Origin of the sequence: Salinicola tamaricis, assembly GCF_003006155.1 — a bacterium.
In the GTDB taxonomy this organism is placed as follows: domain Bacteria; phylum Pseudomonadota; class Gammaproteobacteria; order Pseudomonadales; family Halomonadaceae; genus Salinicola; species Salinicola tamaricis.
In genome coordinates, this window is sequence record NZ_CP023559.1 from 1,596,245 (window position 1) to 1,618,690 (window position 22,446).

Annotated in this window: 17 protein-coding genes and 5 pseudogenes; 10 read left to right on the top strand and 12 right to left on the bottom strand. The window is 67.5% G+C overall.

Going from position 1 to position 22,446, the window contains the following annotated elements:
- Positions 1 to 84 precede the first annotated feature (84 nt).
- Positions 85 to 1,481, bottom strand: a pseudogene (locus CN538_RS07405) (GntP family permease).
- Positions 1,482 to 2,204: 723 nt separating this feature from the next.
- Here CN538_RS07405 and CN538_RS07410 point away from each other — a divergent pair.
- The 3 genes from CN538_RS07410 (at position 2,205) to CN538_RS07420 (ending at position 3,503) form a co-directional block, all read left to right on the top strand.
- Entirely contained in the window at positions 2,205 to 2,387 is a 183-nt protein-coding gene (locus CN538_RS07410) for a type II toxin-antitoxin system HicA family toxin (protein ID WP_106419020.1), read from the top strand.
- Between the two features lie 38 nt (positions 2,388 to 2,425).
- Positions 2,426 to 2,836, top strand: a complete 411-nt coding sequence (locus CN538_RS07415; protein ID WP_106419021.1) for a type II toxin-antitoxin system HicB family antitoxin — start codon at positions 2,426 to 2,428, stop codon at positions 2,834 to 2,836.
- Positions 2,837 to 3,077: 241 nt separating this feature from the next.
- Entirely contained in the window at positions 3,078 to 3,503 is a 426-nt protein-coding gene (locus CN538_RS07420; protein ID WP_106419022.1) for a hotdog fold thioesterase, read from the top strand.
- Between the two features lie 24 nt (positions 3,504 to 3,527).
- On the opposite strand, the gene CN538_RS07425 is transcribed toward CN538_RS07420, so the two are convergent.
- The 10 genes and pseudogenes from CN538_RS07425 to CN538_RS07455 all read right to left on the bottom strand — a co-directional run bounded on the left by CN538_RS07425 (position 3,528) and on the right by CN538_RS07455 (position 12,314).
- Positions 3,528 to 5,267 carry an AMP-binding protein gene (locus tag CN538_RS07425; RefSeq protein WP_277985111.1) on the bottom strand — a complete coding sequence of 580 codons (1,740 nt, stop codon included), beginning with the start codon at positions 5,265 to 5,267 and terminating at the stop codon, positions 3,528 to 3,530.
- Between the two features lie 54 nt (positions 5,268 to 5,321).
- Positions 5,322 to 6,512 (bottom strand): acetyl-CoA C-acyltransferase, encoded by a 1,191-nt coding sequence (locus CN538_RS07430; protein ID WP_106419023.1) that lies wholly within the window; start codon positions 6,510 to 6,512, stop codon positions 5,322 to 5,324.
- A 45-nt stretch (positions 6,513 to 6,557) separates the two neighbouring features.
- Entirely contained in the window at positions 6,558 to 7,328 is a 771-nt protein-coding gene (locus CN538_RS07435) for an SDR family NAD(P)-dependent oxidoreductase (protein ID WP_106419024.1), read from the bottom strand.
- A 65-nt stretch (positions 7,329 to 7,393) separates the two neighbouring features.
- The gene (locus tag CN538_RS24175) at positions 7,394 to 7,783 is read right to left on the bottom strand and encodes an AMP-binding enzyme (RefSeq protein ID WP_277985112.1); all 390 of its coding nucleotides are present in this window, start codon (positions 7,781 to 7,783) and stop codon (positions 7,394 to 7,396) included.
- Positions 7,719 to 8,453 (bottom strand): AMP-binding protein, encoded by a 735-nt coding sequence (locus tag CN538_RS24180; RefSeq protein WP_422917572.1) that lies wholly within the window; start codon positions 8,451 to 8,453, stop codon positions 7,719 to 7,721. The genes CN538_RS24175 and CN538_RS24180 overlap by 65 nt, the downstream gene beginning before the upstream one ends.
- 34 nt (positions 8,454 to 8,487) lie before the next feature.
- Positions 8,488 to 8,607, bottom strand: a pseudogene (locus tag CN538_RS26065) (hypothetical protein); the annotation flags it as partial.
- Positions 8,608 to 8,829: 222 nt separating this feature from the next.
- The gene (locus tag CN538_RS24185; RefSeq protein WP_277985114.1) at positions 8,830 to 9,093 is read right to left on the bottom strand and encodes a hypothetical protein; all 264 of its coding nucleotides are present in this window, start codon (positions 9,091 to 9,093) and stop codon (positions 8,830 to 8,832) included.
- Positions 9,094 to 9,153: 60 nt separating this feature from the next.
- Positions 9,154 to 10,293 (bottom strand): enoyl-CoA hydratase/isomerase family protein, encoded by a 1,140-nt coding sequence (locus tag CN538_RS07445; RefSeq protein WP_106419025.1) that lies wholly within the window; start codon positions 10,291 to 10,293, stop codon positions 9,154 to 9,156.
- Positions 10,290 to 11,150, bottom strand: a complete 861-nt coding sequence (locus CN538_RS07450) for an enoyl-CoA hydratase (protein ID WP_106419026.1) — start codon at positions 11,148 to 11,150, stop codon at positions 10,290 to 10,292. The genes CN538_RS07445 and CN538_RS07450 overlap by 4 nt, the downstream gene beginning before the upstream one ends.
- Positions 11,147 to 12,314: pseudogene (locus tag CN538_RS07455) on the bottom strand (acyl-CoA dehydrogenase family protein). The gene CN538_RS07450 and the pseudogene CN538_RS07455 overlap by 4 nt, the downstream one beginning before the upstream one ends.
- 279 nt (positions 12,315 to 12,593) lie before the next feature.
- Between CN538_RS07455 and CN538_RS07460 the strand changes: the two are divergent.
- The 6 genes and pseudogenes from CN538_RS07460 to CN538_RS07480 all read left to right on the top strand — a co-directional run bounded on the left by CN538_RS07460 (position 12,594) and on the right by CN538_RS07480 (position 20,039).
- A complete protein-coding gene (locus CN538_RS07460; protein ID WP_106419027.1) occupies positions 12,594 to 13,838 on the top strand; it encodes a thiamine pyrophosphate-dependent dehydrogenase E1 component subunit alpha in 1,245 nt (414 codons plus the stop codon).
- Positions 13,835 to 14,812 carry an alpha-ketoacid dehydrogenase subunit beta gene (locus tag CN538_RS07465; RefSeq protein ID WP_106419028.1) on the top strand — a complete coding sequence of 326 codons (978 nt, stop codon included), beginning with the start codon at positions 13,835 to 13,837 and terminating at the stop codon, positions 14,810 to 14,812. The genes CN538_RS07460 and CN538_RS07465 overlap by 4 nt, the downstream gene beginning before the upstream one ends.
- A 10-nt stretch (positions 14,813 to 14,822) precedes the next feature.
- Positions 14,823 to 15,671: pseudogene (locus CN538_RS22320) on the top strand (biotin/lipoyl-containing protein); the annotation flags it as partial.
- 205 nt (positions 15,672 to 15,876) lie between these two features.
- Entirely contained in the window at positions 15,877 to 16,530 is a 654-nt protein-coding gene (locus CN538_RS22325; protein ID WP_242495644.1) for a 2-oxo acid dehydrogenase subunit E2, read from the top strand.
- Positions 16,531 to 16,539: 9 nt separating this feature from the next.
- The gene (locus CN538_RS07475) at positions 16,540 to 18,363 is read left to right on the top strand and encodes a protein kinase domain-containing protein (protein ID WP_106419029.1); all 1,824 of its coding nucleotides are present in this window, start codon (positions 16,540 to 16,542) and stop codon (positions 18,361 to 18,363) included.
- 333 nt (positions 18,364 to 18,696) lie between these two features.
- A pseudogene (locus CN538_RS07480) lies at positions 18,697 to 20,039 on the top strand (sodium-dependent transporter).
- 220 nt (positions 20,040 to 20,259) lie between these two features.
- On the opposite strand, the gene CN538_RS07485 reads toward CN538_RS07480, so the two are convergent.
- Positions 20,260 to 20,448, bottom strand: a complete 189-nt coding sequence (locus CN538_RS07485; protein ID WP_106419030.1) for a PA3496 family putative envelope integrity protein — start codon at positions 20,446 to 20,448, stop codon at positions 20,260 to 20,262.
- Positions 20,449 to 20,791: 343 nt separating this feature from the next.
- On the opposite strand from CN538_RS07485, the gene hexR reads away from it, so the two are divergent.
- A complete protein-coding gene (hexR, locus tag CN538_RS07495) occupies positions 20,792 to 21,658 on the top strand; it encodes a transcriptional regulator HexR (RefSeq protein ID WP_106419032.1) in 867 nt (288 codons plus the stop codon).
- The last annotated feature ends 788 nt before the right edge of the window (positions 21,659 to 22,446 follow it).

Below are 22,446 nucleotides of genomic sequence, written 5' to 3' on the forward strand. Positions count from 1 at the left end.
ACCACCTCCCACATGAAGATGGCGTGGCGGCGGCTGTACTCGGCCCCGCTGTCAGCGGGGCGCTGGGGGGACATCGTTCCTCGCTCAGAAACTCCCGAACAGGGTGCCCAGGGTGATCACCGCGACCAGCGTGAACATCGGCACCACGATGGTGACCATGGCGATGTTGGGATAGGACTGGCGGTGGGTAAGGCCGCAGATCGCCAGCAGCGTGATCACCGCGCCGGAGTGGGGCAGGGTGTCCATGCCGCCGGCGGCGATGGTGGCGACCCGGTGCATCAGCTCGGGTTGAGACCGACCGCATTGGCCATGCGCAGATAGTCGTCGCCGAGCACGCTGAGTGCGATGCTCATGCCGCCGGAGGAGGAGCCGGTGACCGCCGCCAGCACGTTCATCGACACCGCCTCGGAGATTAGCGGATTGCCCGGCGCCAGGCTCAGCACCGCATCGCGGATGACCACGAAGCCGGCGAGGCTGGCGATCACCGCGCCGTAGCCGACCTCGGAGGCGGTGTTGAAGACCGGCAGCATCGAGCCGAAGCAGCCCTTGTTGATGGTGCCCTTGAGATCCGCCCAGTGGCGCCAGCGGCTGACGATCAGCCAGGCGCACGACACCAGCAGCGCGATGATGATCGCCCACAGCCCGAGCATGGCGCCGGGGTCTAGCGTGCCGAAGCGCGCTTCCGGCAGCCCGGAAAAGTCGAGACTCGGCAGAATCCAGTAGGTCAGCAGGCCATTGAGCAGAATCACCATCACCAGCGGGGTGAAGGCGGCCAGGGTACTGATCTCGGGTACGCCGGCCGCGGCGTCGAGGGTCTCGATCGGCTCGTCGGGGTGCTGGCCGTAGCCCTCGTCCCGGCGCGTCGCCCGGCTCACCCGTGACTGCAGCCACCAGGTACCCAGCCCCAACATCATCGCCCCGGCGATGATGCCGAGCCCGGGTGCTGCGAAGCTGGTGGTGTGGAAGAACGGGATCGGGATCGCGTTCTGAATCGCCGGCGTGCCGGGGAGCGCGGTCATGGTGAAGGTGAACGAGCCCAGGGCGATGGCACCGGGGATCAGCCGCTTGGGCGTGCCGGTCTCGCGGAACATCGCCGCACCGATGGGGAAGACCGCGAACGCCACTACGAACAGCGACACGCCGCCATAGGTGAGAATGGCGCAGGCCAGCACCACGGTCAGCACCACATGGCGGGTGCCGAGGCGCTTGATGATCCAGCGCGCGATAGCGTGCGCGGCGCCGGAGTCGGCCATCAGCTGGCCGAACAGCGCGCCCAGGATGAACAGCGGGAAGAACTTGATCAGATAGCCGCCGAGCGCCTTCATGAAGGTATCGGTGTAGATCGGCAGCAGCAGCCCGCCATCGCCGGAGAGCAGTACCGCCAGCGATGCCATCAGCGGCGCCAGCAGCAGCACGGTGATGCCGCGATAGGCGAGCACGATCAGCAGGATCAGCGAGACGACGATAGCCAGGGTACTCATGGTGCCAGGCCCTTGTGTCGGGGCTCGTGGCGCAGGCACGCCGGAGCCGCGTTGTTGTGATTGTGAGCGTTGTCAGCGCTGCGGGAGACGCGCATGGCGCGATGCCCGCACGGGGCGATACGACCATAGAGACAGATTAACGTTAACGTCAACGTGGCATCGCGCCAACTAGCCGAAAGGGGGAGACGCTTCGGACATACCTCGAGCGGTGCTCAGACCAACGCAGTGATCTACAGCCTGATCGAGATAGTCAAGGCCAATGGTCTTTCACTCTACGAGTATCTGTAGTTTGTTTTCGAAACCCTGCCGACCCGGTGCGCAAGACTGTCTCCGCTCTTTGCTGCCCTGGCATTTGACGGAAACATCACCGGCCTGAGTCAGGTCGGTACAGCTGGAGTTTATGGAGCGAGAAAGACCCGTAGTGCCCCTGTATCCGGCCGAATCATTACGCCTCTTCCACGTCGACAAAGCGCCGGGACGCGGCGGGGGTAACGCGCGCGGCCGCTCGTCGATGTGGGATCGGCTGTGAGGTGCGGGCGTAGATCGATGCCACGCCCTGGCTGACCACCGAGGTCGTGCACGACATGAGCGACACCGGCTACACCACCACGCTCTCGCTCGAGATCGATACGGGCTAGAAAATAACCCCAGGCGCATAAAAATTTGAAAAGATACGCCCAGGGTTATAATGTTGTCCCACGCACACGGCAACAGGGGCGGGAGGTGAAAAGCAGAGACCTGATCAAGGAGTTGGAAGCCGATGGCTGGGTACTGGACCGCGTCAGAGGTAGCCACCACGTCTTCAAACACCCAACGAAGCCAGGAGCCGTGCCGGTTCCTCACCCCAAGAAGGACATGAAGATCGGCACGGTCAACGCCATCAGGAAACAAGCCGGGCTCAAGTAGCCCGGCTAGCTGCGACTCACCGCCCAGGAGGAACGAACATGCAATATCCGATCGCCATCGAGTGGGGCGACGACACCCACGCAACCGGTATCGTCTTCCCCGACATTCCCGGTGCCATCACCGCCGGAGACAGCGTCGCTCACGCCTACGAAATGGCGGTGGAGGTCGCCCATATCCAGCTCGAGGAGCTGGTCAGCGCCGGCCAGCCGATCCCCAAGCCGGGCAGCATCGAGCAGCACCGCCAAAACCCCGACTTCGAGGGCTGGGGCTGGGGGCTGATCGAGATCGACGTCACGCCCTACCTGGGCAAGACCGAAAAGGTCAACGTCACCCTGCCCGGAACGCTGGTCAAGCGAATCGACGACTATGTCAGCCTCCACGGCATCAAGAGCCGTTCGGCCTTTCTGGCGTCCGCCGCGCTCCACGAGCTGGAGCATCGCTCCCGCTGATGAAGAGATCGCGGCCATCCGCGTCGGCACCCCTTGACCTCGCGGCCCCGGCAACTGCCGGGGCCGCGAGGTTGTGATTGTGAGCGTTGTCAGCGCTGCGGGAGACGCGCATGGCGCGATGCCGCACGGGACGACATGACCATAGAGATGGATTAACGTTAACGTCAACGTGGTATCGCGCCAACTAGCTGAAAGGGGGAGACTCCCCGCTGCCCCTATCTGTCGATCAAGGAGACCATCGATGTCGATCTGGAAACGTTCCGCTTCCCTGGAAGCCCTCGCCACCCAGTGCCAGCAGACGCTGGTCGCGCATATCGGGATCGAGTTCACCGAGCTGGGTGACGACTGCCTGCGCGGTCGCATGCCGGTGGATGCGCGTACCCATCAGCCCTACGGTCTGCTCCACGGCGGTGCCTCGGTGGTGCTGGCGGAGACGCTGGGCAGCATTGCGGCGAACCTGTGTCTGGCCGACGAGAGCAAGATGGCGGTGGGGATGGAGATCAACGCCAACCACGTGCGCGCGGTGCGTGAAGGCTGGGTCGAGGGGTGTGCCCGGCCGCTGCATCTGGGCAGTACCACTCAGCTGTGGGAGATCCGTATCGAGGACGAGCGTGGCCGGCTGGTGTGCATATCGCGGTTGACCATGGCGGTGGTCAAGGCGGCCTGATAGGGGCCGCCTCGGCATCGGTTTTCAGGGCGCCAGTTCGTCGCTCATCGCCTGGCGCATACGGAATTTCTGCACCTTGCCGCTGACGGTCATCGGGAAGTCGTCGACGAACTTCACGTAGCGCGGGATCTTGTGGTGGGCGATACGCTCGCGGCAGTAGGCGCGCACGCCTTCGGCGTCGAGCTCGGCGCCCTCCACCAGGCGTATCCAGACCGCCACCGCCTCGCCGTAGTGGTCGTCCGGCACGCCGAACACCTGAGCATCGGAGATCGCCGGGTGGGTGTAGAGAAACTCCTCGATCTCGCGCGGATAGAGGTTCTCGCCGCCGCGGATGATCATGTCCTTGATGCGCCCGGTGATCGCCACATAGCCCGCATCGTCCATCATCGCCAGATCGCCGCTGTGCATCCAGCCGTGGGTGTCGATCGCCTGGCGGGTGGCGGCGTCGTTGTCCCAGTAGCCCTGCATCACGCTGTAACCACGGGTGCAGAGTTCTCCGCTGGTGCCGCGCGGGAGCACCTGGCCGCTGGCCGGGTCGATGATCTTCACCTCCAGGTGGGGGTGAATGGTACCGACGGTGGCCACGCGCTTCTCCAGTGGCGCGTCGGTGCGCGTCTGCAGGCTCACCGGGCTGGTTTCGGTCATGCCGTAGGCGATGGTGACCTCTTCCATGTGCATGCGCTCGATCACCCGCTTCATCACCTCCACCGGGCAGTTGGAGCCGGCCATGATGCCGGTGCGCAGGCTGGAGAGATCGAAGTTGGCGAACTCGGGGTGTTCGAGCTCGGCGATGAACATGGTGGGCACACCGTAGAGAGCGTCGGCGCGTTCCGCTTCCACCGCACGCAGGGTGGCTGCCGGTTCGAAGGCGGCGTTGGGGTAGATCGCGGTGGCGCGGTGGGTGAGACACGCCAGGTTGCCCATCACCATGCCGAAGCAGTGGTAGAGCGGCACCGGGATCACCACACGTTCCGCGGGCTGCAGGTTCATGCCGGCGCCGACGAAGTAGCCGTTGTTGAGAATGTTGTGGTGGGTCAGCGTCACCCCTTTGGGCGCGCCGGTGGTGCCGGAGGTGTACTGGATATTGATCGGGTCGTCGAACTGCAGTTCGGCCTGCAGTGCCGCCAGCCGTTCGGTGGGTACTGGCTCGGCAAGGGCGTGCAGCTCCTCCCAGTGCCACATGCCCGGGGTGGCGAGCTCGGGGTCGAGACATACCACCTGCCTGAGCTGGGGCAGGCTGGCGCAGTCGAGCCGACGCTGCTCGTTGTGGGTGGCAGGGGTATCGCGCAGTTCCGGGGCGAGCTGACAGAGGATATCGACGTAGTGGGAGCGGATCTCGCCACCGGCGCGGTGGGCGCCCTGCAGTACCAGTACCGAGAGCCCCGACTGCAGCAGCGCGTGCTCCAGCTCGCGTGCGCGGTAGGCCGGGTTGAGATTGACCAGGATCGCGCCGATCTTGGCGCTTGCCAGCTGGGTGAGCGCCCACTCCGCACAGTTGAGTGACCAGATACCGACCCGGTCGCCACGCTCCACGCCCATCGCCAGCAGGGCACGGGCGATGCGGTCGGCCTCCGCGCGCAGTTCGGCGTAGGTGTAGCGCAGGTTCTGGTGGCAGCTCACCAGCGCCTCGCGCTCCGGGCAGGCAGCGGCGGCGGCATCGAGGCAGTCGCCGATGGTCAGGCCCAGCAGTGGCTGCTCGCTGATGCCGCTGACGTAGCTGGGTTGGTGACTGGGTGTGGCGCGGGTCGGCCCGGTCATCGTCATACCTCTCCTGGAGTGGATATCGTGCGGCAGGGATGCCGGCACTCGCGTCTGCGGCTACACGAGCCGTTCGATGCCTACCGCCGTGGCCTCACCGCCGCCGATACAGATCGCCGCGACGCCCCGGGTCAGGTCGTGATGGGCGAGCGCGTTGAGCAGCGTGACCAGAATGCGCGCGCCGGAGGCGCCGATCGGGTGGCCCAGGGCGCAGGCGCCGCCGTGCACGTTGACCCGTTCGTGGTCGAGATCGAGTTCGCGCATGGCCGCCATTGCCACCACCGCGAAGGCTTCGTTGATCTCGTAGAGATCGACGCTCTCCCGCGACCAGCCGAGCCGCTCGTACAGCTTGCGCACGGCGTGGATCGGCGCCACCGGGAAGTCGCCCGGGCGCATGGCGTGGCTGGCGTGGCCGTGCAGGCGCGCCAGCGGGGTCAGCCCTAGGCGTTCGGCCTCGCGCTGGCGCATCAGCACCAGCGCCGCGGCGCCGTCGGAGATCGAACTCGAGTTGGCGGCGGTGACACTGCCGCCCTCGCGAAAGGCGGGCTTGAGCTGGGGGATGCGCTCGAGATTGGCCTTGTGCGGCTGTTCGTCCTGGTCGACCCGGCGGGTGTCGCGGCCGGAGGGGGCGTCGAGGGCGACGATCTCATCCCGAAAGACGCCACTCTCGATCGCCTGGCGGGCGCGGGTCAGCGAGGCGATGGCGTAGGCGTCCTGGGCCTCGCGGCTGAAGCCGAAGGCCTGGGCGCAATCCTCGGCATAGGTGCCCATCAGCCGCCCCGGCTCGTAGGCGTCCTCGAGCCCGTCGAGGAACATGTGATCGAGCACCTGGGCATGCCCCATGCGCAGCCCGGCGCGCGCCTTGGGCAGCAGATAGGGGGCGTTGCTCATGCTCTCCATGCCGCCGGCGATGGCGTGGGCGGCGTGACCCAGCGAGAGGGTATCGAACGCCTGCATCACCGCCTTCATGCCGGAGCCGCACATCTTGTTGACGGTGGTGCAGGGCGTCGACTCGGCCAGGCCCGCGCCGAGTGCTGCCTGGCGCGCCGGCGCCTGGCCCTGCCCGGCGGGGAGCACGCAGCCCATGATCAGCTCGTCGAGACTGTCGGGCGCCAGGCTGGCCTGTTCGAGGGCGCCGCGAATCGCCGCTGCGCCCAGCTGCGGGCAGGCAAGCCCGCCCAGGGCGCCTTGAAAAGCGCCCATCGGCGTGCGCTTGGCGCCGACGATGACGATCGGGTCCGGGGTGTTCATAGTCGGCTCTCCCATACTGGTGAGGGATCGATACTCAGTTGTTTTTCATCGCGCACTCATGCGGATGGCGCCATCCAGACGTATCACCTCGCCATTGAGATAGCGGTTCTCGAGGATCTGGCACGCCAGCGCGGCGTACTCCTCGGCGTGGCCCATGCGCGGCGGGAACGGCACCTTGGCGTTGAGGCTCTCGCGCACCTCCTCGGGCATGCCCTGCATCATGGCGGTGTCGAAGATGCCGGGGGCGATCGCCATCACCCGGATGCCCGAGCTGGCCAGTTCGCGGGCGGCGGGGAGGGTCAGCCCGACCACGCCGGCCTTGGAGGCGGCATAGGCGGCCTGGCCGATCTGGCCCTCGTAGGCCGCCACCGAGGCGGTGTTGATCACCACCCCGCGCTCGCCGTCGTCCTCCGTTGCCGGGTTCTCCTGCATCGCCGCCACCGCCAGACGCAGCATGTTGAAGGTGCCGATCAGGTTGATGTCGACCACCCGGCGGAAGCGTTCGAGATCGTGCACGCCGCGCTTGCCGTGGATCTTCTCCGCCGGCGCCACCCCGGCGCAGTTGATCAGCCCGTGGAGAGCGCCGAAGTGTTCGCGGGTGGCGGCGATCACCCGCTCGGCATCCGCCGCCTGGGTGACATCGGTGGTCACCGCCAGGGCGTTCGCCCCCAGGGACTCGGCGTGGGTCCGCGCCGCTGTCTCGTCGTGGTCGGCCAGGGTCACGCGGGCGCCGGCCGCCACCAGCCGCTGGGCGGTGGCGGCTCCCAGGCCGGAGCCGCCGCCGGTGACGATGAAGGTGTGGTCGGCCAGTTGCATGCGTAAAGCTCCTTAGTGACTTTTTTCAAACCCTAGCGTGGCGGTGAACGCGCCGCGGGGCAGGATCAGGGGGTGCCGGGCGGCTGGCGCAGTTCGGGAAAGTCGCTCTCGCGGTACTCGTCCTGGGCGCTATTCGGGTCGGCGGCGGCGGTCGCGGCATGGGCGCGCAGCTCGACCCGGCGGATCTTGCCGGAGATGGTCTTGGGCAGTTCGAAGAACTCGAGCCGGCGAATGCGCTGGTAGGGCGCCAGCCGGGCGGCGGCGAAGCGCAGGATCGAGAGCGCGGTATCGCGGTCGGGTTCGAAGCCCTGGCGCAGGGTCAGGTACGCCTTGGGCACGTTGAGGCGCAGCTCGTCGGGGGCTGGTACCACGGCGGCCTCGGCGACTGCTTCATGCTCGATCAGCAGCGACTCCAGCTCGAACGGGCTGATGCGGTAGTCGGAGCTCTTGAACACGTCGTCGGCGCGGCCGATGTACCAGTAGTAGCCGTCGGCGTCGCGGCGGGCGACATCGCCGGGCGGTAGTAGCCTCATCGAGCACCTGGCGCATGCGCGCGGCGTCGTCGCGATACTCCTGCATCAGGCCCACCGGGCGCTCGTCGAGGCGGATGGCGATCTCGCCCTCGTCACGCTCCTGGCCGTCGGCATCGAGCAGCGCGATGCGATATCCCGGCAGTGGCCGCCCCATCGAACCGGCGCGCATCGGCTGCCCCGGCGGGTTGCCGATTTGGGCGGTGGTCTCGGTCTGGCCGTAGCCGTCGCGAATCTCCAGATTCCAGGCCCGGCGCACCCGCTCGATCACTTCCGGATTGAGCGGTTCGCCGGCGCCGACCAGGGCACGCAGCCGGGTCCGGTAGCTTGCCAGATCCTCCTGGATCAGATGCCGCCACACCGTCGGCGGGGCACACAGGGTGGTGACGCCGTAGCGTGCGATGACGTCCAGGGTCGCCGCGGCAGAGAAGCGCGCGGCGCGGTAGACGAAGATGGTGCAGCCGGCGTTCCAGGGCGCGAAGACATTGGACCAGGCGTGCTTGGCCCAGCCCGGTGAGCTGATGTGTAGTGGACATCGTCCGGGCGCAGGCCGATCCAGTAGAGGTCGAGAGCGACCCCAGCGGATAGCTCTGATGGGTGTGTACCACCAGCTTGGGCCGCGAGGTGGTGCCGGAGGTGAAGTAGAGAGCGCAGCGGCTCGTCGGCCCGGGTCGGGGCGTCCGGGGTGAAGCGTTCGTCGGCGCCGAAGGGTCGTCGTAGGTCTGCCATCCGGGTACCGCATCGCCCACGGCGATTCCGCGTCAGGCTGGGTCGAGCCCGTCGAACTTGGCCGTATGGGCCTGACCCACCAAGATGGCGGATTATTGCGCGCTGCAGGCGGTCGGGCAGGTCCTGCGCGGCTAGCAGCGTGGTCGCCGGCCAACCACCGCGCCGAGCTTGATCGCCGCGAGCAGGGTCTCCCACAGCTCGACCACGTTATCCACGCATCAGCAGCAGGGCGTCGCCACGCTTCACCCCTGGGCGCGCAGATGATTGGCGAGCTGGTTGGAACGCCGGCGCATGTCGTCGAACGAGCGCTTGAGCTCGCCGCCGTCTTCGTCCACCAGCCACAGCGCAGTGCGGGTGTTGCCCGCAGCCTGGGCATCGAAGACATCCAGCGCCCAGTTGAAGTGGGTCAGGCGCGGCCAGCGAAAATCCTGGTAGGCGCGGCTGTAGTTCTCGCGCTGGGCGAGCAGGAAATCGCGGGCGGCAAAGAACTCGGCGGTGGCGGACATGGCTTGTGGCTCTCCTGGTGGTGGCCCGGGCGTGCGGCCGTATGCGCGTGCGAGCGGGGCCTAGTCGGCCACGTGGTCGTGGAGCTCGCGCAGCGGGTGCGACTGCCGCGGCCACGCCGGGGCGAGGCAGGCCTCGAGGTCGGCTGCCGGCACCGCGCCGTGGGTGTGGCGCCAGGCCGGCGCGTGGTCCTTGTCGATCAGCAGCGCACGCACCCCCTCGGCGATATCGCCGTGGGTAGCGCAGGCCAGCGACAGGTCGAGCTCGCTGCGCAGCGCTTCGGCCAGCGAGACGCGCCGGCAGCGCGCCAGCTGGCGCAGGATCAGCCGCGCCGAGAGCGGTGAGCCGGCGGCCAGGCTGCGCGCGGCGCGGGCGATCCAGGCGTCGTCGCTGTCGCTGGCGGCGATGATCGCGGCGATCAGATCTTCGTCGCAGTCGGCGTCGGTCAGCGCGGCGATCGCCTCCTGCCGCGGGGCGACCTCGGCGGGCGGGGCGAGATCGCGGCTCGCCTCGGCGTGGGTGCGCAGCACCCGTTCGAGGGCCGGGCGCGGCTGGGACCAGTCGGCATTGAGCAGATCGTCGATCACCGCGTCGCGGCGTTCGGCGGCGATCAGGCGGTCGGCGAGACCGACGAACAGGGCGTCGGTGGCGTTGAGGCGGGCACCGGTCAGGCCGAGGAAGGTGCCACTGGCCCCCGGCATGCGGTTCAGGAACCAGCTCGCGCCCACGTCCGGGTAGAGGCCGATGGTGATCTCCGGCATGGCAAGCTGTGAGCGCGGTGTCACCACCCGATGCGAGGCACCGGCCAGCAGCCCCATGCCGCCGCCCATGACGATACCGTCGCCCCAGGCGACGATCGGCTTGGGATAGGTGTGGAGGGCGTGGTCGAGGCGATACTCGTGGGTGAAGTAGCGCGCCACGGCACCATCCGCGGCCTCGGGGTCACGGCCGGTGTGGCCTTCGGCGATGGCGCGATAGAGGGCGACCACGTCGCCGCCGGCGCAGAACGCCTTGTCGCCGGCACCCTCCAGCCACAGTGCGACTATCTCGGCGTCCTCGGCCCAGGCGCCGATCTGCGCCTGGATGGCATCGATCATCTCCAGCGACAGCGCATTGAGACTCTTGGGGGCATCGAGGGTGATGCGCCCGAGGCGGTGGCCGTCGGCGGTGGCCAGGGTGTCGAACTGCACGGGCGCGCTCATGCCTGATCTCCGTCGCGGGTGTCGTCGGTCGTGTCCTCGCGCCAGCGCGGCGGGCGCTTGTCGAGGAAGGCGCCGATGCCTTCCCCTGGGGCGGCGGTGTCGAACAGCTCCATGAACAGTTCACGCTCCATGCGGTAGCCGTGGGGCAGGCCGTGGTCGCGGGCGTTCATGATCAAGCGCTTGCAGCGCGCCAACGCGTCCGGGCTCTGGCCGCCGCTCTGCTCGGCCAGGGCCAGCGCGGTGGGCAGTGCCTGGCCGGCGTCGACCAGCTCCTCGACCAGGCCGATACCCAGCGCGCGCTCGGCGTCGATGCGCTCTCCGCACAGGATGATGCGCTTGGCCCAGCCTTCGCCGACCAGCCACGGCAGGTGCTGGGTGCCGCCGGCGCAGGGCAGTAGCCCCACCTTGGCCTCGGGCAGCGCCAGCTTGGCCTGGCGTTCGGCGATACGGATATCGCAGGCCAGTGCGCACTCCAGCCCACCGCCCATGGCGTAGCCGTTGATCGCGGCGATGGTGACCCCGGGGTAGGCGCTCAGGGTCTCGAAGGCGCGCCCGAAACGGGTCGCCATCTCCAGCGCGGTGGCCTTGCCTTCGGTGAAGCGCTTGAGGTCGGCCCCGGCGGAGAAGAACTTGTCGCCGGCACCGGTGATGACCAGCGCCGGCGGCCGGGGCTCGGCCGCCAGCGCGTCGAGATGGTCGGCGAGTGCCGCCAGCGAGCCTTCGTGCCAGGTGTTGGCGGGCGGGTTGTCGATGGTCAGCACGGCGATGGCGCCGCGGCGCTCCAGGCGCAGGCCGTCGGTCGACGCTGTCTCTTGCGACGTCGCGTCCGGTTGGGGAGCGGCGTTGTGATCGGTCATATCAGGGTCTCCAGGTCGTCCTTGTCGAGCAGGCGGCGGGCGATCACCAGACGCATGATCTCGTTGGTGCCCTCGAGAATCTGGTGTACCCGACAGTCGCGAACATGACGCTCCAGCGGGTAGTCGCGCAGGTAGCCGTAGCCGCCGTGGAGCTGCAGGGCATCGTTGCAGATGGCGAAGCCCTGGTCGGTGGCGAAGCGCTTGGCCATGGCGCAGTAGAGCGTGGCGTCGGGGTCGCCACGGTCGAGCTTGCTCGCCGCCAGGCGCACCATCTGGCGCGCCGCGACGAGCTGGGTGGCCATGTCGGCGAGCTTGAACTGCAGTGCCTGGAAACTGGCCAGCGGCCGCCCGAACTGCTCGCGCTCGTTCAGGTAGCGGTGGGCGGTGGTGAGCGCAGCCTGGGCGGTGCCCACCGAGCAGGTGGCGATATTGATGCGCCCGCCGTCGAGGGCACGCATGGCGATACGGAAGCCTTCGCCCTCGTCGCCGAGGCGGTGGTCCGCCGGCACGCGCACGCCGTCGAAGCTGATCGCGCGGGTGGGCTGGCTGTTCCAGCCCATCTTCGCCTCCTTCTTGCCGTAATCGATGCCCGGCGTGTCCGCCGGCACTGCGAAGGCGGAGATGCCCGCCGGCGCCGCTGTCCGGTGCCCCGGTGCGGGCCATCACCACCAGCAGCTGGGTGTCGCCGGCACCGGAGATGAACATCTTGTTGCCGTCGATCACGTAGGCATCGCCGTCGCGGCGCGCCCGGGTGCGCAACGAGGCGGCATCGGAGCCGGCGTTGGGCTCGGTGAGACAGTAGGAGCCGAGCTTCTCACCGGCGAGCATCGACGGCAGCCAGGCCTCGCGAACGGCCTCGTTGGCGTAGCTGGCGAGAATCCAGTTGACCATGTTGTGGATGGTCAGAAAGGCGGTGGTGGAGGTGCAGCCCTGGGCCAGCTCCTCGATGATCAGGGTCGCATCGAGGCGGCTCAGGCCCAGCCCGCCGGCGGCTTCCGGGGTGTAGAGACCGCAGAAGCCAAGGTCTCCGGCCTGGCGCAGGATATCCACCGGAAAAACGCTGTTGGCGTCCCATTCGGCGGCGTTGGGCGCCAGTTCGCGCTGAGCGAACTGGCGTGCCGCATCCCGGTAGGCCTGCTGGTCGGCGTCGAGTTCGAAGTCCATGAGCGGTCGACACTCCTCGTCTGGGAAAAGCCTCTCTTCTGGAAAAGCCTCTCGTCGGGAAACCCCTCATCGCGAGAGGACGCACGCGCCTGACCGGGTAGGTCGGGCGCAGCATGGCTCTCTGTTCTAGCGACGCTGCGTCGCGCAGGACAATAGGACCTAGTGCTGAAAGACCAAGGTCGGATGGCGACAAGTTGACATTAACGTCAAGGTCATATGTCAAAAGCCGCTCACAAAGCGCATCGCTCTCTCGGCCATCTCGATTTCAGGAAGCGTCAGATGAAGACGACCCGATCCACGGCGAAGCCGGTCCACAAGCCCGCCTTCGCCAATGGCGACGATATCCAGATCCCCGTATTCACCCTGCTCAAGCCCGATGGCACCCTCTACGCCGGCGCGGGCCAGTCGAGCCTGGAACGCGACACGGCGCGGCGTCTCTACCGCGCCATGCTCTACACCCGGGTGCTCGACGAACGCATGATGGCGGCGCAGCGCCAGGGGCGGCTCAGCTTCTACATGCAGTGCACCGGCGAGGAGGCCGCAGTGGTCGGCGCCACCGCGGCGCTCGACGATGCCGACATGATCATGGCCCAGTACCGCGAGCAGGGGGCGCTGGCCTACCGCGGCTTCACCACCGAGGCGTTCATGGATCAGCTGTTCGGCAATCAGGGCGACCCTGCCCACGGCCGCCAGATGCCGATCCACTACGGCTCGCGTGAGCTCTACTACCTCACCATCTCGTCGCCGCTGGCGACCCAGATTCCCCAGGCCACCGGCTACGCCTACGGTCAGAAGCTGGCCGGCCAGGGCCACTGCACGCTGGCGATCTTCGGCGAGGGGGCGGCCTCGGAGGGGGACTTCCACGCCGCGCTCAACATGGCCTCGGTGCACAAGGTGCCGGTGATCTTTCTGTGCCGTAACAACGGCTACGCCATCTCCACCCCGGTCACCGAGCAGTTCGCCGGTGACGGCGTCGCCGCGCGCGCCTTCGGCTACCGCATGCAGTCGATCCGGGTCGACGGCAACGATGCCCTGGCGGTCTACGAGGCGACCCGCGAGGCCCGGCGGCTGGCGGTGGAAGAGAACGAGCCGGTGCTGATCGAGGCGATGACCTATCGCCTGGCGGCGCACTCCTCCTCCGACGACCCCTCCGGCTACCGCAGCAAGAAAGAGGAGGAGGCGTGGCGCAAGAAGGATCCGCTGCGCCGCCTGCAGCGCTGGCTGCTTGATCTCGGCTGGTGGGAGGAAGCGGAAGAGCAAGAGCTGGTGGAGTCGCTGCGCCGCGAGGTGCTCGACACCATGAAGCGCGCCGAGAAACGCCGCCCGCCGGCGCTGGAGACGCTGGTCACCGACGTCTATGCCGAGGTGCCGCCGGCGCTGCGTGAGCAGTTCGACGAGCTGGTGGCGCATGTGCGACGCCACCCGGAGGCCTACCCGCGCAGCGCGCCCTGGCTCGATGCCGACCAGGCCGATGATGCGCTACAGGATGACCCTTCGGCCCATGACGGGGAGGCGCGCCCATGAGCCGCATGAATCTACTCCAGGCGATCAACAATGCGCTGGATACCGCCATGGCGGCGGACCCGCGAGTGCTCTGCTTCGGTGAGGACGTGGGCGTGTTCGGCGGCGTGTTCCGCGCCACCAGCCATCTGCAGGAGAAGTACGGTCGCGAGCGCTGCTTCAACACCCCGCTGGTGGAGCAGGGCATCGTCGGCTTCGCCAATGGGCTGGCGGCCCAGGGCTCGGTGCCGGTGGCCGAGATCCAGTTCGCCGACTACATCTTTCCGGCGTTCGACCAGATCGTCAACGAGAGTGCCAAGTTCCGCTACCGCTCCGGCAGCCTGTTCGATGTCGGTGGGCTCACCATCCGCGCCCCCTACGGCGGCGGCATCGCCGGCGGCCACTACCACTCGCAGTCGCCGGAGGCCTATTTCGCCCACACCCCGGGGCTGACCGTGGTCGTGCCGCGCAATCCGCATCAGGCCAAGGGTCTGCTGCTGGCCTCGATCCGCTCGCCGGACCCGGTCATCTTTTTTGAGCCCAAGCGCCTCTATCGCGCCGCCGTGGGCGAGGTACCGGACGAGGATTACCAGCTACCGCTGCGCCAGGCCGAGGTGATCAAGGCCGGCGAGGATATCACCCTGCTCGCCTGGGGCGCCCAGCTGGAGGTGGTCGAGCAGGCGGCGGAGATGGCGGAGGAAGCCGGTATCTCCTGTGAAATCATTGACCTGCGCACCATCGTGCCGTGGGACGTGGAGACCGTGGCCAGCTCGGTGCTGAAGACCGGGCGGCTGGTGGTGAGCCACGAGGCGCCGCTGACCGGCGGCTTCGCCGCCGAGATCGCGGCTACCATCCAGAGCCGCTGCTTCCTCTATCTGGAGTCGCCGATCGCGCGGGTCACCGGGCTCGATACGCCGTTTCCGCTGACGCTGGAGAAGGAGTACATGCCCGGGCCCCTGAAGGTGTTCGAGGCGATCCAGCAGACGATGGACTTTTGAGGGGGCGACGATGAGCGATTTCCTGCTACCCGATCTCGGTGAAGGCATCGTCGAGTGCGAAGTGGTCAAGTGGCTGGTCGCCGAGGGCGACAGCATCGCCGAGGATCAGCCGGTGGTCGAAGTGAGCACCGACAAGGCGGTAATGGAGATCACCGCGCCCGACGCCGGGCAGGTGACCCGGCTCTACTGCGGCGAGGGGGAGACCGCCCGCGTGCATGCGCCGCTGTTCGCCTATGTCGTCTCGACGGACATGACGACGGATACCGATAGCGCCGCCGCCGGCCCGGCACCCAGCGCGCCCGCGCCCGAAGCTGCCACCCCCGAGACGGAAATACCGCAGCCGCCTGCGCCGCCGGACGAACCGACGCCACAGGACGAACCGACGCCGCAGAATGAGCTGGCGACCGCCGCGGCCAAGCCGTTCCTGCTGCCCGATCTCGGCGAGGGCATCGTCGAGTGCGAGGTGGTGGCGTGGCGGGTCGCGGAAGGCGAGGAGATCGCCGAGGATCAGCCGGTGGTCGAAGTCAGCACCGACAAGGCGGTGATGGAGATCACCGCGCCGGAGGCGGGGCGCCTGGCACGGCACCACTGCGAGGTCGGCGAGAGCGCCCGGGTGCATACGCCGCTGTTCACCTATCACCCCGCGGCGGAAGGATCGCCCTCCGCCACCGGCACGACAGCCGACACGGCTTCCCGTGCGGCATCCGACGCCGTGCAGCCGACCTCGCAGTCGACCACGTTGGCGAGTGTTTCACGTGGAACCTCGGCGCCCGCGGCATCGCCTACTGGGCGACGGCGCACGCCCGCCAGCCCGGCGGTGCGCCGGCGGGTGCGCGAGCTGGGGCTGGCGCTCGATGAGATTCCCGGCAGCGGCAAGGATGGCCGCGTGCTCAAGGAGGATGTGCTGGCGTTCCAACAGCACCGCGACAGCGCCGCCGAGACAGCGCAGCCGGCGGCCGGCGGCCACCGAGACCGCCACTACCGCTACCGCTCGGGGCGCAGAGGTGCCAGCGGGCGTGCGGGTCGAGCCGCTCAAGGGAATTCGCGCGGTGATGGCGCGGCGCATGAGCGAGGCCGCGGCGAGCATTCCGCACTTCGCCTACGGCGACGAGTTCGATGTCACCGAGCTGCTGGCCCTGCGCGAACGGCTCAAGGCGCGCTTCGCCGAGCGCGACGAGCGGCTCACGCTGATGCCGCTGCTGATGAAGGCGCTGGCACTGGCGGTGAGCGAGTTTCCGCTGCTCAACTGCCGCTTCGATGCCGACGCCGAGGCGATCCACTATCAGGATGGCTGCCATATCGGCATGGCAGTGGATAGCCAGAGCGGCCTGCTGGTGCCCAACGTCAAGCATGTGGAGACGCTGAGCCTGCGCCAGGTGGCGGCCGAGGTCGAGCGCCTGACGCGGGCCGCGCGGGAGGGGCGGGTCGCACCGGCGGATCTCAAGGGCGGCACCATCAGCATTTCCAATATCGGCGTACTCGGCGGCACCTACGCCATGCCGATCATCAACGCGCCGGAAGTGGCGATCGTCGCTCTCGGCCGGGTGCAGCAGCTGCCGCGCTTCGATGCCGAGGGGCGGGTGGTGGCGCGCTCGATCATGACCGTGACCTGGTCCGGCGACCACCGCGTGCTCGATGGCGGCACCATGGCGCGCTTCTGCAACCGCTGGAAGGGCTACCTCGAAGCGCCGGAGAGCATGCTCGCCGAGCTGCGCTGAGTCGATCCCATGACCTCCGAGCCGGCAGGACTGCAGCAGTTCTATATCCCCGAGGAGCAGTCGGTCTACCTGCTCAGCCAGAGTCAGGCGCGCCAGCTGCGCGCCTGGATCGCCCGCTGCTGCCGCCAGCTGACCCAGATCGGCTATCGCGACGTCGCGCTGATCGGCAAGGGCGCCTACGGCTTCGTCTTCGCCGGTATCGATGCCAGCGGCGCCAGCCACGTATTCAAGTTCACTCGCCAGAACCTGCCCCAGGCGTTCCACGAACGCCTCGAGGAGGAGGCGTTCATGCTCGAGCAGGTCGAGCATCCACGGGTGCCGCGGCTGATCGCCTATCGCACCCTGCGCCATCAGGCGATGCTGGTGATGCAGCGCGCCCCCGGGGTCAACCTAGAGGAGTACTCGCTGCGCCACGGGCGCCTGCCGGCGCGGCTGATCATCGCCATCGCCGCCCAGCTCGCCGACATCCTGCGCGCGCTGCGGCGCGATGCCGAGCAGGGGCGCATCGTGGTGCACGGTGACATCAAGCCCTCTAACCTGATGTTCGATTCAGAGAGCGGGCACATCGCGCTGATCGACTGGGGCTCCTCGGTCTTCGCCCAGCTCGATGCCGCGGGCCAGTTCCTGTCGCGCCACGTGATGGCGCTGATGTCCGACGACCTGCAGCACACCAACGCGCGCATGGGCGACGTCTACTATATCGGCGAGGCCCAGCTCAACGGCGCGCTGTCGTCGCCGCGCTTCGACGAGCAGGGCGCCGCGGCGACCCTCTACGCCCTGGCCTCGGCGCAGTCGAGCCGCTTCGGCCGTGCCACCATTCCGGCCACGGCGCTGGGCCTGCCGGTGGAGTTCGCGCGCCTGCTGGACGCCATGCTCGCCGACGACCCCAGGCTGGCGCGCCGCGCCGGGGACTATTTCCTCGCCCATATGCCGCGGATCGCCCGCACCCGGCTGCCCGAGGTCGCCTCACCCGCGGAGACACCGTTGGTGCCGGTGTGGGTGCGCTCGCTGGAGCAGGAGATCGAGACCGTGGTCTACAGCTCGCGCAAGGCCTTCCTGCGCGAGGACGCGCGCCAGGAAGGGCGCGACGAAGATGCCCTGCGGGCGCTCAACGACGTGCAGCTCGACCGTTACTACAAGCACTTCATGCAGGGCATGGGCGATCTCGAGAAGGCGTTCCTGGTCGCGGTGGGGCGGCTCGGCCGCTATCCGGTGGTGGGTGGGCTGGCGCTACGCTGGAGTGATGCCGGGGTGGAGGTCGACACCTCGCTGAGCCTGCACGAGAGCGGGCTGCGCAGCGCCTTCGTCGCCGCGGTCAACAATATGGTCACCCTGGCGCGGGCGATTCACCGCCCCGAAGGGGTGTTCAAGGCTTGCCTGTTCAATGCCCGGCGCACCCTGCACATCGACCGCGATGACCCCGCCCAGCCGTTCGTGCCCGAGCCCGGCTGGGCGATCCCCTACGAGGTCAGCCCCACGCCGGAGCTGGAGGACACCAGCCGCGAACACTCCTATTTCGAGGATGGACCCGACCCGGAAGAGTTCCTGCGCCTGCCACCGGTGATGATCGAGGCGTTGTCACGCCTCAACGCCATTCACCACACCGGGATGATCATCTTCGAGGCGCTGCCGACCCATCTCAAGATTCACAGCCATTACCGCCTGCTCGATCCGGCCCGCGAGACGGCGTTTCGCCAGTGCCTGGAGACGCTGCTGGCGGCGGTGCCGGAGATCGACGGTCTGGGGATCTCCGGCTACATGAAGATGCCCTACAAGAACGCCCGGCACTTCGCCCATCGGGCGCATCTGCCGGAGCGCTTCCATCCTCGCTGAGACGGTGCTTTAGAGGGTGTTTACAAACCCTTTGACGATGGGCGCCGGGGGCAGGGCAAAGCGAGGGTCCTTTGCCAGGGATGGCAAAGGTAGCGCCCAGAGAGGGGTTCACAGCGCCCTCGCGACGCTCTGCCGCCGGATAAGCCCTCGTCGTCCAGCGGTTGTGAAAAGCGCGCTTAGAGAGGAGATTCCGGGCTTTTGCCCCGTTTTTTATCGCTTTTCCCGCGCAGGGCGGGATCAACAATGCGCGAGTCGCTATAATCCGCGCGGAAAATAAGAAGCCCCGGCCGGCCCGGTGGACTTCCAACAACACATCCAGTCGATGGTGAACTCATGGCCAAATCCCACACCCATGCGCAGTGGTCCTCTCGCACGGCCTTCGTCCTGGCGGCGACCGGCTCGGCGGTCGGGCTCGGCAATATCTGGAAATTCCCCTACATGGTGGGCGACAGCGGCGGCGCCGTGTTCGTGCTCGTCTACCTGGTGTGTATCGCGCTGATCGGGCTGCCGATCCTGGTCTCCGAGTGGCTGCTTGGTCGCCGCGGCCAGTCCAACCCGATCAACACCATGCAGACGCTCAGCCGCAAGGAGAAGAAATCGCCGGACTGGGTGCTGGTGGGGATCGCCGGCGTGCTCGGGTCGTTCCTGATTCTCTCCTTCTACAGCGTGGTCGGCGGCTGGTCGCTCAACTACACCTGGAGCACGCTGAGCGGTGATCTCGGCCGCTCCAGCGGGGTCAGCGTGGGTGACTACTTCACCACCCTGCTGGGCCAGCCGGGTACGCTGCTGCTGTGGCACACGCTGTTCATGCTGCTGACCTTCGGCATCGTCGCCGGCGGGGTCAAGGGCGGCCTGGAGCCGCCGCCAAGTGGCTGATGCCGCTGCTGATCGTGGCGCTGATCGTGCTGATCGGCTTCGGCATGACCACTTCCGGCTTCGGCGAGGCGGCCACCTTCATGTTCTCCCCCGACTGGAGCAAGCTCAACGGTGGGGTCATCCTCGCCGCGCTGGGGCATGCCTTCTTCACCCTGTCGCTGGGCATGGGCATCATGATGGCCTACGGCTCCTACCTGGGGCAGGAGGTCGATCTGATCAAGACCGCGCGTACCGTGGTGATCCTGGATACGGTGATCGCCCTCGGCGCCGGCATGGCGATCTTCCCGGTGGTCTTCGCCAACAATCTCGACCCCAGCGCCGGCCCGGGCCTGCTCTTCGTCACCCTGCCGCTGGCGTTCATCGACATGCCTTGGGGGCTGGCGTTCGGCACCATCTTCTTTGCCCTGCTCACGGTGGCCGCGCTGACCTCGGCGATCTCTCTGCTGGAGCCGGTCACCGAGTTCCTCGAAGAGCGCACGCCGCTGTCGCGACTCGGTTCGGCGTTCGTCGCCGCCCTGGCGACCTGGAGCCTGGGGATCGCCGCGCTGCTGGCGTTCAACCTCTGGTCCGGCTTCCAGCCGTTCGGCTTCAACGTCTTCGATCTGCTCGATGCGCTCACCAGCAAGCTGATGCTGCCGCTGACCGGGCTCGCGGTGATCGTCTTCACCGCCTGGTTCCTGGACAGCGACGACGTCAAGCAGGAGCTGGGCCTGGGGCCGAAAGGGCGCGTGCTGTGGCACTACGTGTCGCGCTACGTCGCCCCCATCGGCGTCATCGTGGTGTTCTTCAACAGCCTTTGATTCTCACAAGCGCTTGTGTTCGAAAGCGCTTGTTTTCAAAAGCTGAAAGACGCATACGGCCGGGGCCCGGGAGCATCTCCCGGGCCCCGGTGTCGTTTGAGCGCCGTCATCTTTGCGCCGGCATTGGCGCGAAAGGAAGTATAGGGCAGCGCCCGCGTGGCGCTGCCCAGAGGGGCAGGCGCCCCATCAGCGGGGCGCCTGATGTGTCGAACGAACCGTCCTAGTCGGGCAGTTCGGCGATACGCTGCTGCAGACGGCGCCTCTCGGCGCGCTGTTCGATACCGCGACGCGCCTTGAGGTAGCGTACCGCGGCGCGACGCTTGCGCTGCTCGTGCTCGTCGACTTCGAGATGCATGAAAATGTCGAAAATTTCGCTCTTCAAGGCGTGAAGATTTTCAATGTCCTTCATTGATCGAATCTCCTGGCATCCTCAGGTCATCGGGTTGGGTGCCCGACATGCATACTATACCCAACTTTACAAGATCATGACGTCCGACTTTTTTCCCTCTTTCGGCGCCCGGTGGGCTCGTGCTCCCGCCTGGCGAGTGGGGCATACTTAGGGTCTATACGAAAAATCGGCGAGCGAAGGCAAGACAAGGCAAAAATCGACGAAAAAGCGGAGTTTACGGGTGTAAATGAGCATTTTGAGCCGATTTTTAACGCCGTATTGCCGAGCGCAGGCAGTTTTCGTATAGACCCTAGCCACCCCACGCTAAAGCGAGACCGATAATGCTGCGATACGAGGGACGGGCATGAGCCGTTCGCTGTTCGACGAACTGCGTGTGCACATGGACCGCCTGCGGCGCTCCGAGCAGAAAGTCGCCCGTTTCGTGCTGCGCCACCCCGAAGAAGTGATCCTGATGCGGATCACCGATCTCGCCAGCGAAGCCCAGGTGAGCGAGCCGACGGTGGTGCGTTTCTGCCGCGCCATGGGCATGGCCGGCTTCCAGGAGTTCAAGCTCAAGCTGGCCCAGATGATGGCCAAGGGCAGCCAGTACGCGCAGTTCTCGCTGACCGATGCCGAGAGCGTCTCCGAGTTCTCCCACGGCATCTTCGATACCACCATCGAGACCCTCGAGCAGGTACGCGACAACCTCGACAACGAGGCGCTGGGCCGCGCGATCGCCGCGCTGGCGGTGGCCAATCGGGTCGAGTTCTACGGCTATGGCGCCTCCGGCGTGGTCGCCGCCGACGCCCAGCACAAGTTCTTCCGCCTGCAGATCCAGACCTCGGCCTACGCTGACCCGCACATGCAGGCGATGTCGGCGGCGACGCTGAAGGTCGGCGACGTGGTGGTGGCGATCTCCCAGACCGGACGCACCCGGGCGCTGCTGGCCAGCGCCAAGACCGCGGTCAAGGCCGGCGCCACGGTGATCGGGCTGTGTCCCAGTGACTCGCCGCTGGCCCACGAGGTGAGCCTGGTGCTACCGGTGGACGTGCAGGAGGACACCGAGGTCTATATCCCCATGACCTCGCGTATCGCGCATCTGTTGACCATCGACGTGCTGGCGGTGGGCGTGGCCAAGAACCGCGGTCCGCAGATCAGCGACCAGCTCAAGGCGATCAAGCGCAGCCTGGGCACGCTACGGGTACCCAATACCCCCTCGTCCTCGGCCTGACGCGCACGCCTTCTCGGTTCTGCGCTCTCGGCGCCGCGCTCTCGAATTCCGCTCTCTCTGCCTTCTCTCTTCTTTCTCCCCGGCGCTTGCCGGGGCGTGCCCGTTCTGTCTATTCGTTCGCCCAAGACACGTTAGCCCAAGGCACGTTCGCCCAGTATTCGTTCGCTCATGCGCGCTCTGTCGGCGCGGCTGCTGGCGCTGACACGCCGCCACCGCGAGGCAAAGTCAGACCATGAATACTGTATATATAGACAGTATTCGGGGTTGTGAGCGACACTATCCCCTTCGAAGGCCAGGGGGATGTCGCCCATGTCTGAGTGTCATCGTCAGCTTTGCCGCCACGTTGCCGCGAGCTGCCGCGTCCGGTGTGCCTGGCGTTGCCATTGCCGGAGCCGTGGGCGGTGAGCGCGCTCGATCGGCTGCTCGATAGCCGCGTCGTCTGGCGTGCCCAGGAGAGCGCCGCCGAGGCACCCGCCAGCGCGGTCGCCAGCGGCCACAAGGCGCTGGATGCGGCACTGCCGGCGGGCGGCTGGCCGCGCGGGGCGATCAGTGAGCTGCTCTGTAGCGGTGCCGGCAGCGGGGAGCTCGCGCTGCTGTGGCCGCTGCTGGCACGTCTGACCCGCGAGCAGCGGCCGGTGGTGCTGGTGGCGCCGCCGGCGCTGCCCTATCCGGCGGCCTGGCGGCGCGCCGGTGTCGAACTCGACCACTGCCACTGGCTCGACGTGAGCGGGCGCGAAGCGCTCTGGGCCACCGAGCAGTGCCTGCGGGCCGGCTGCTGTGCGGCGGTG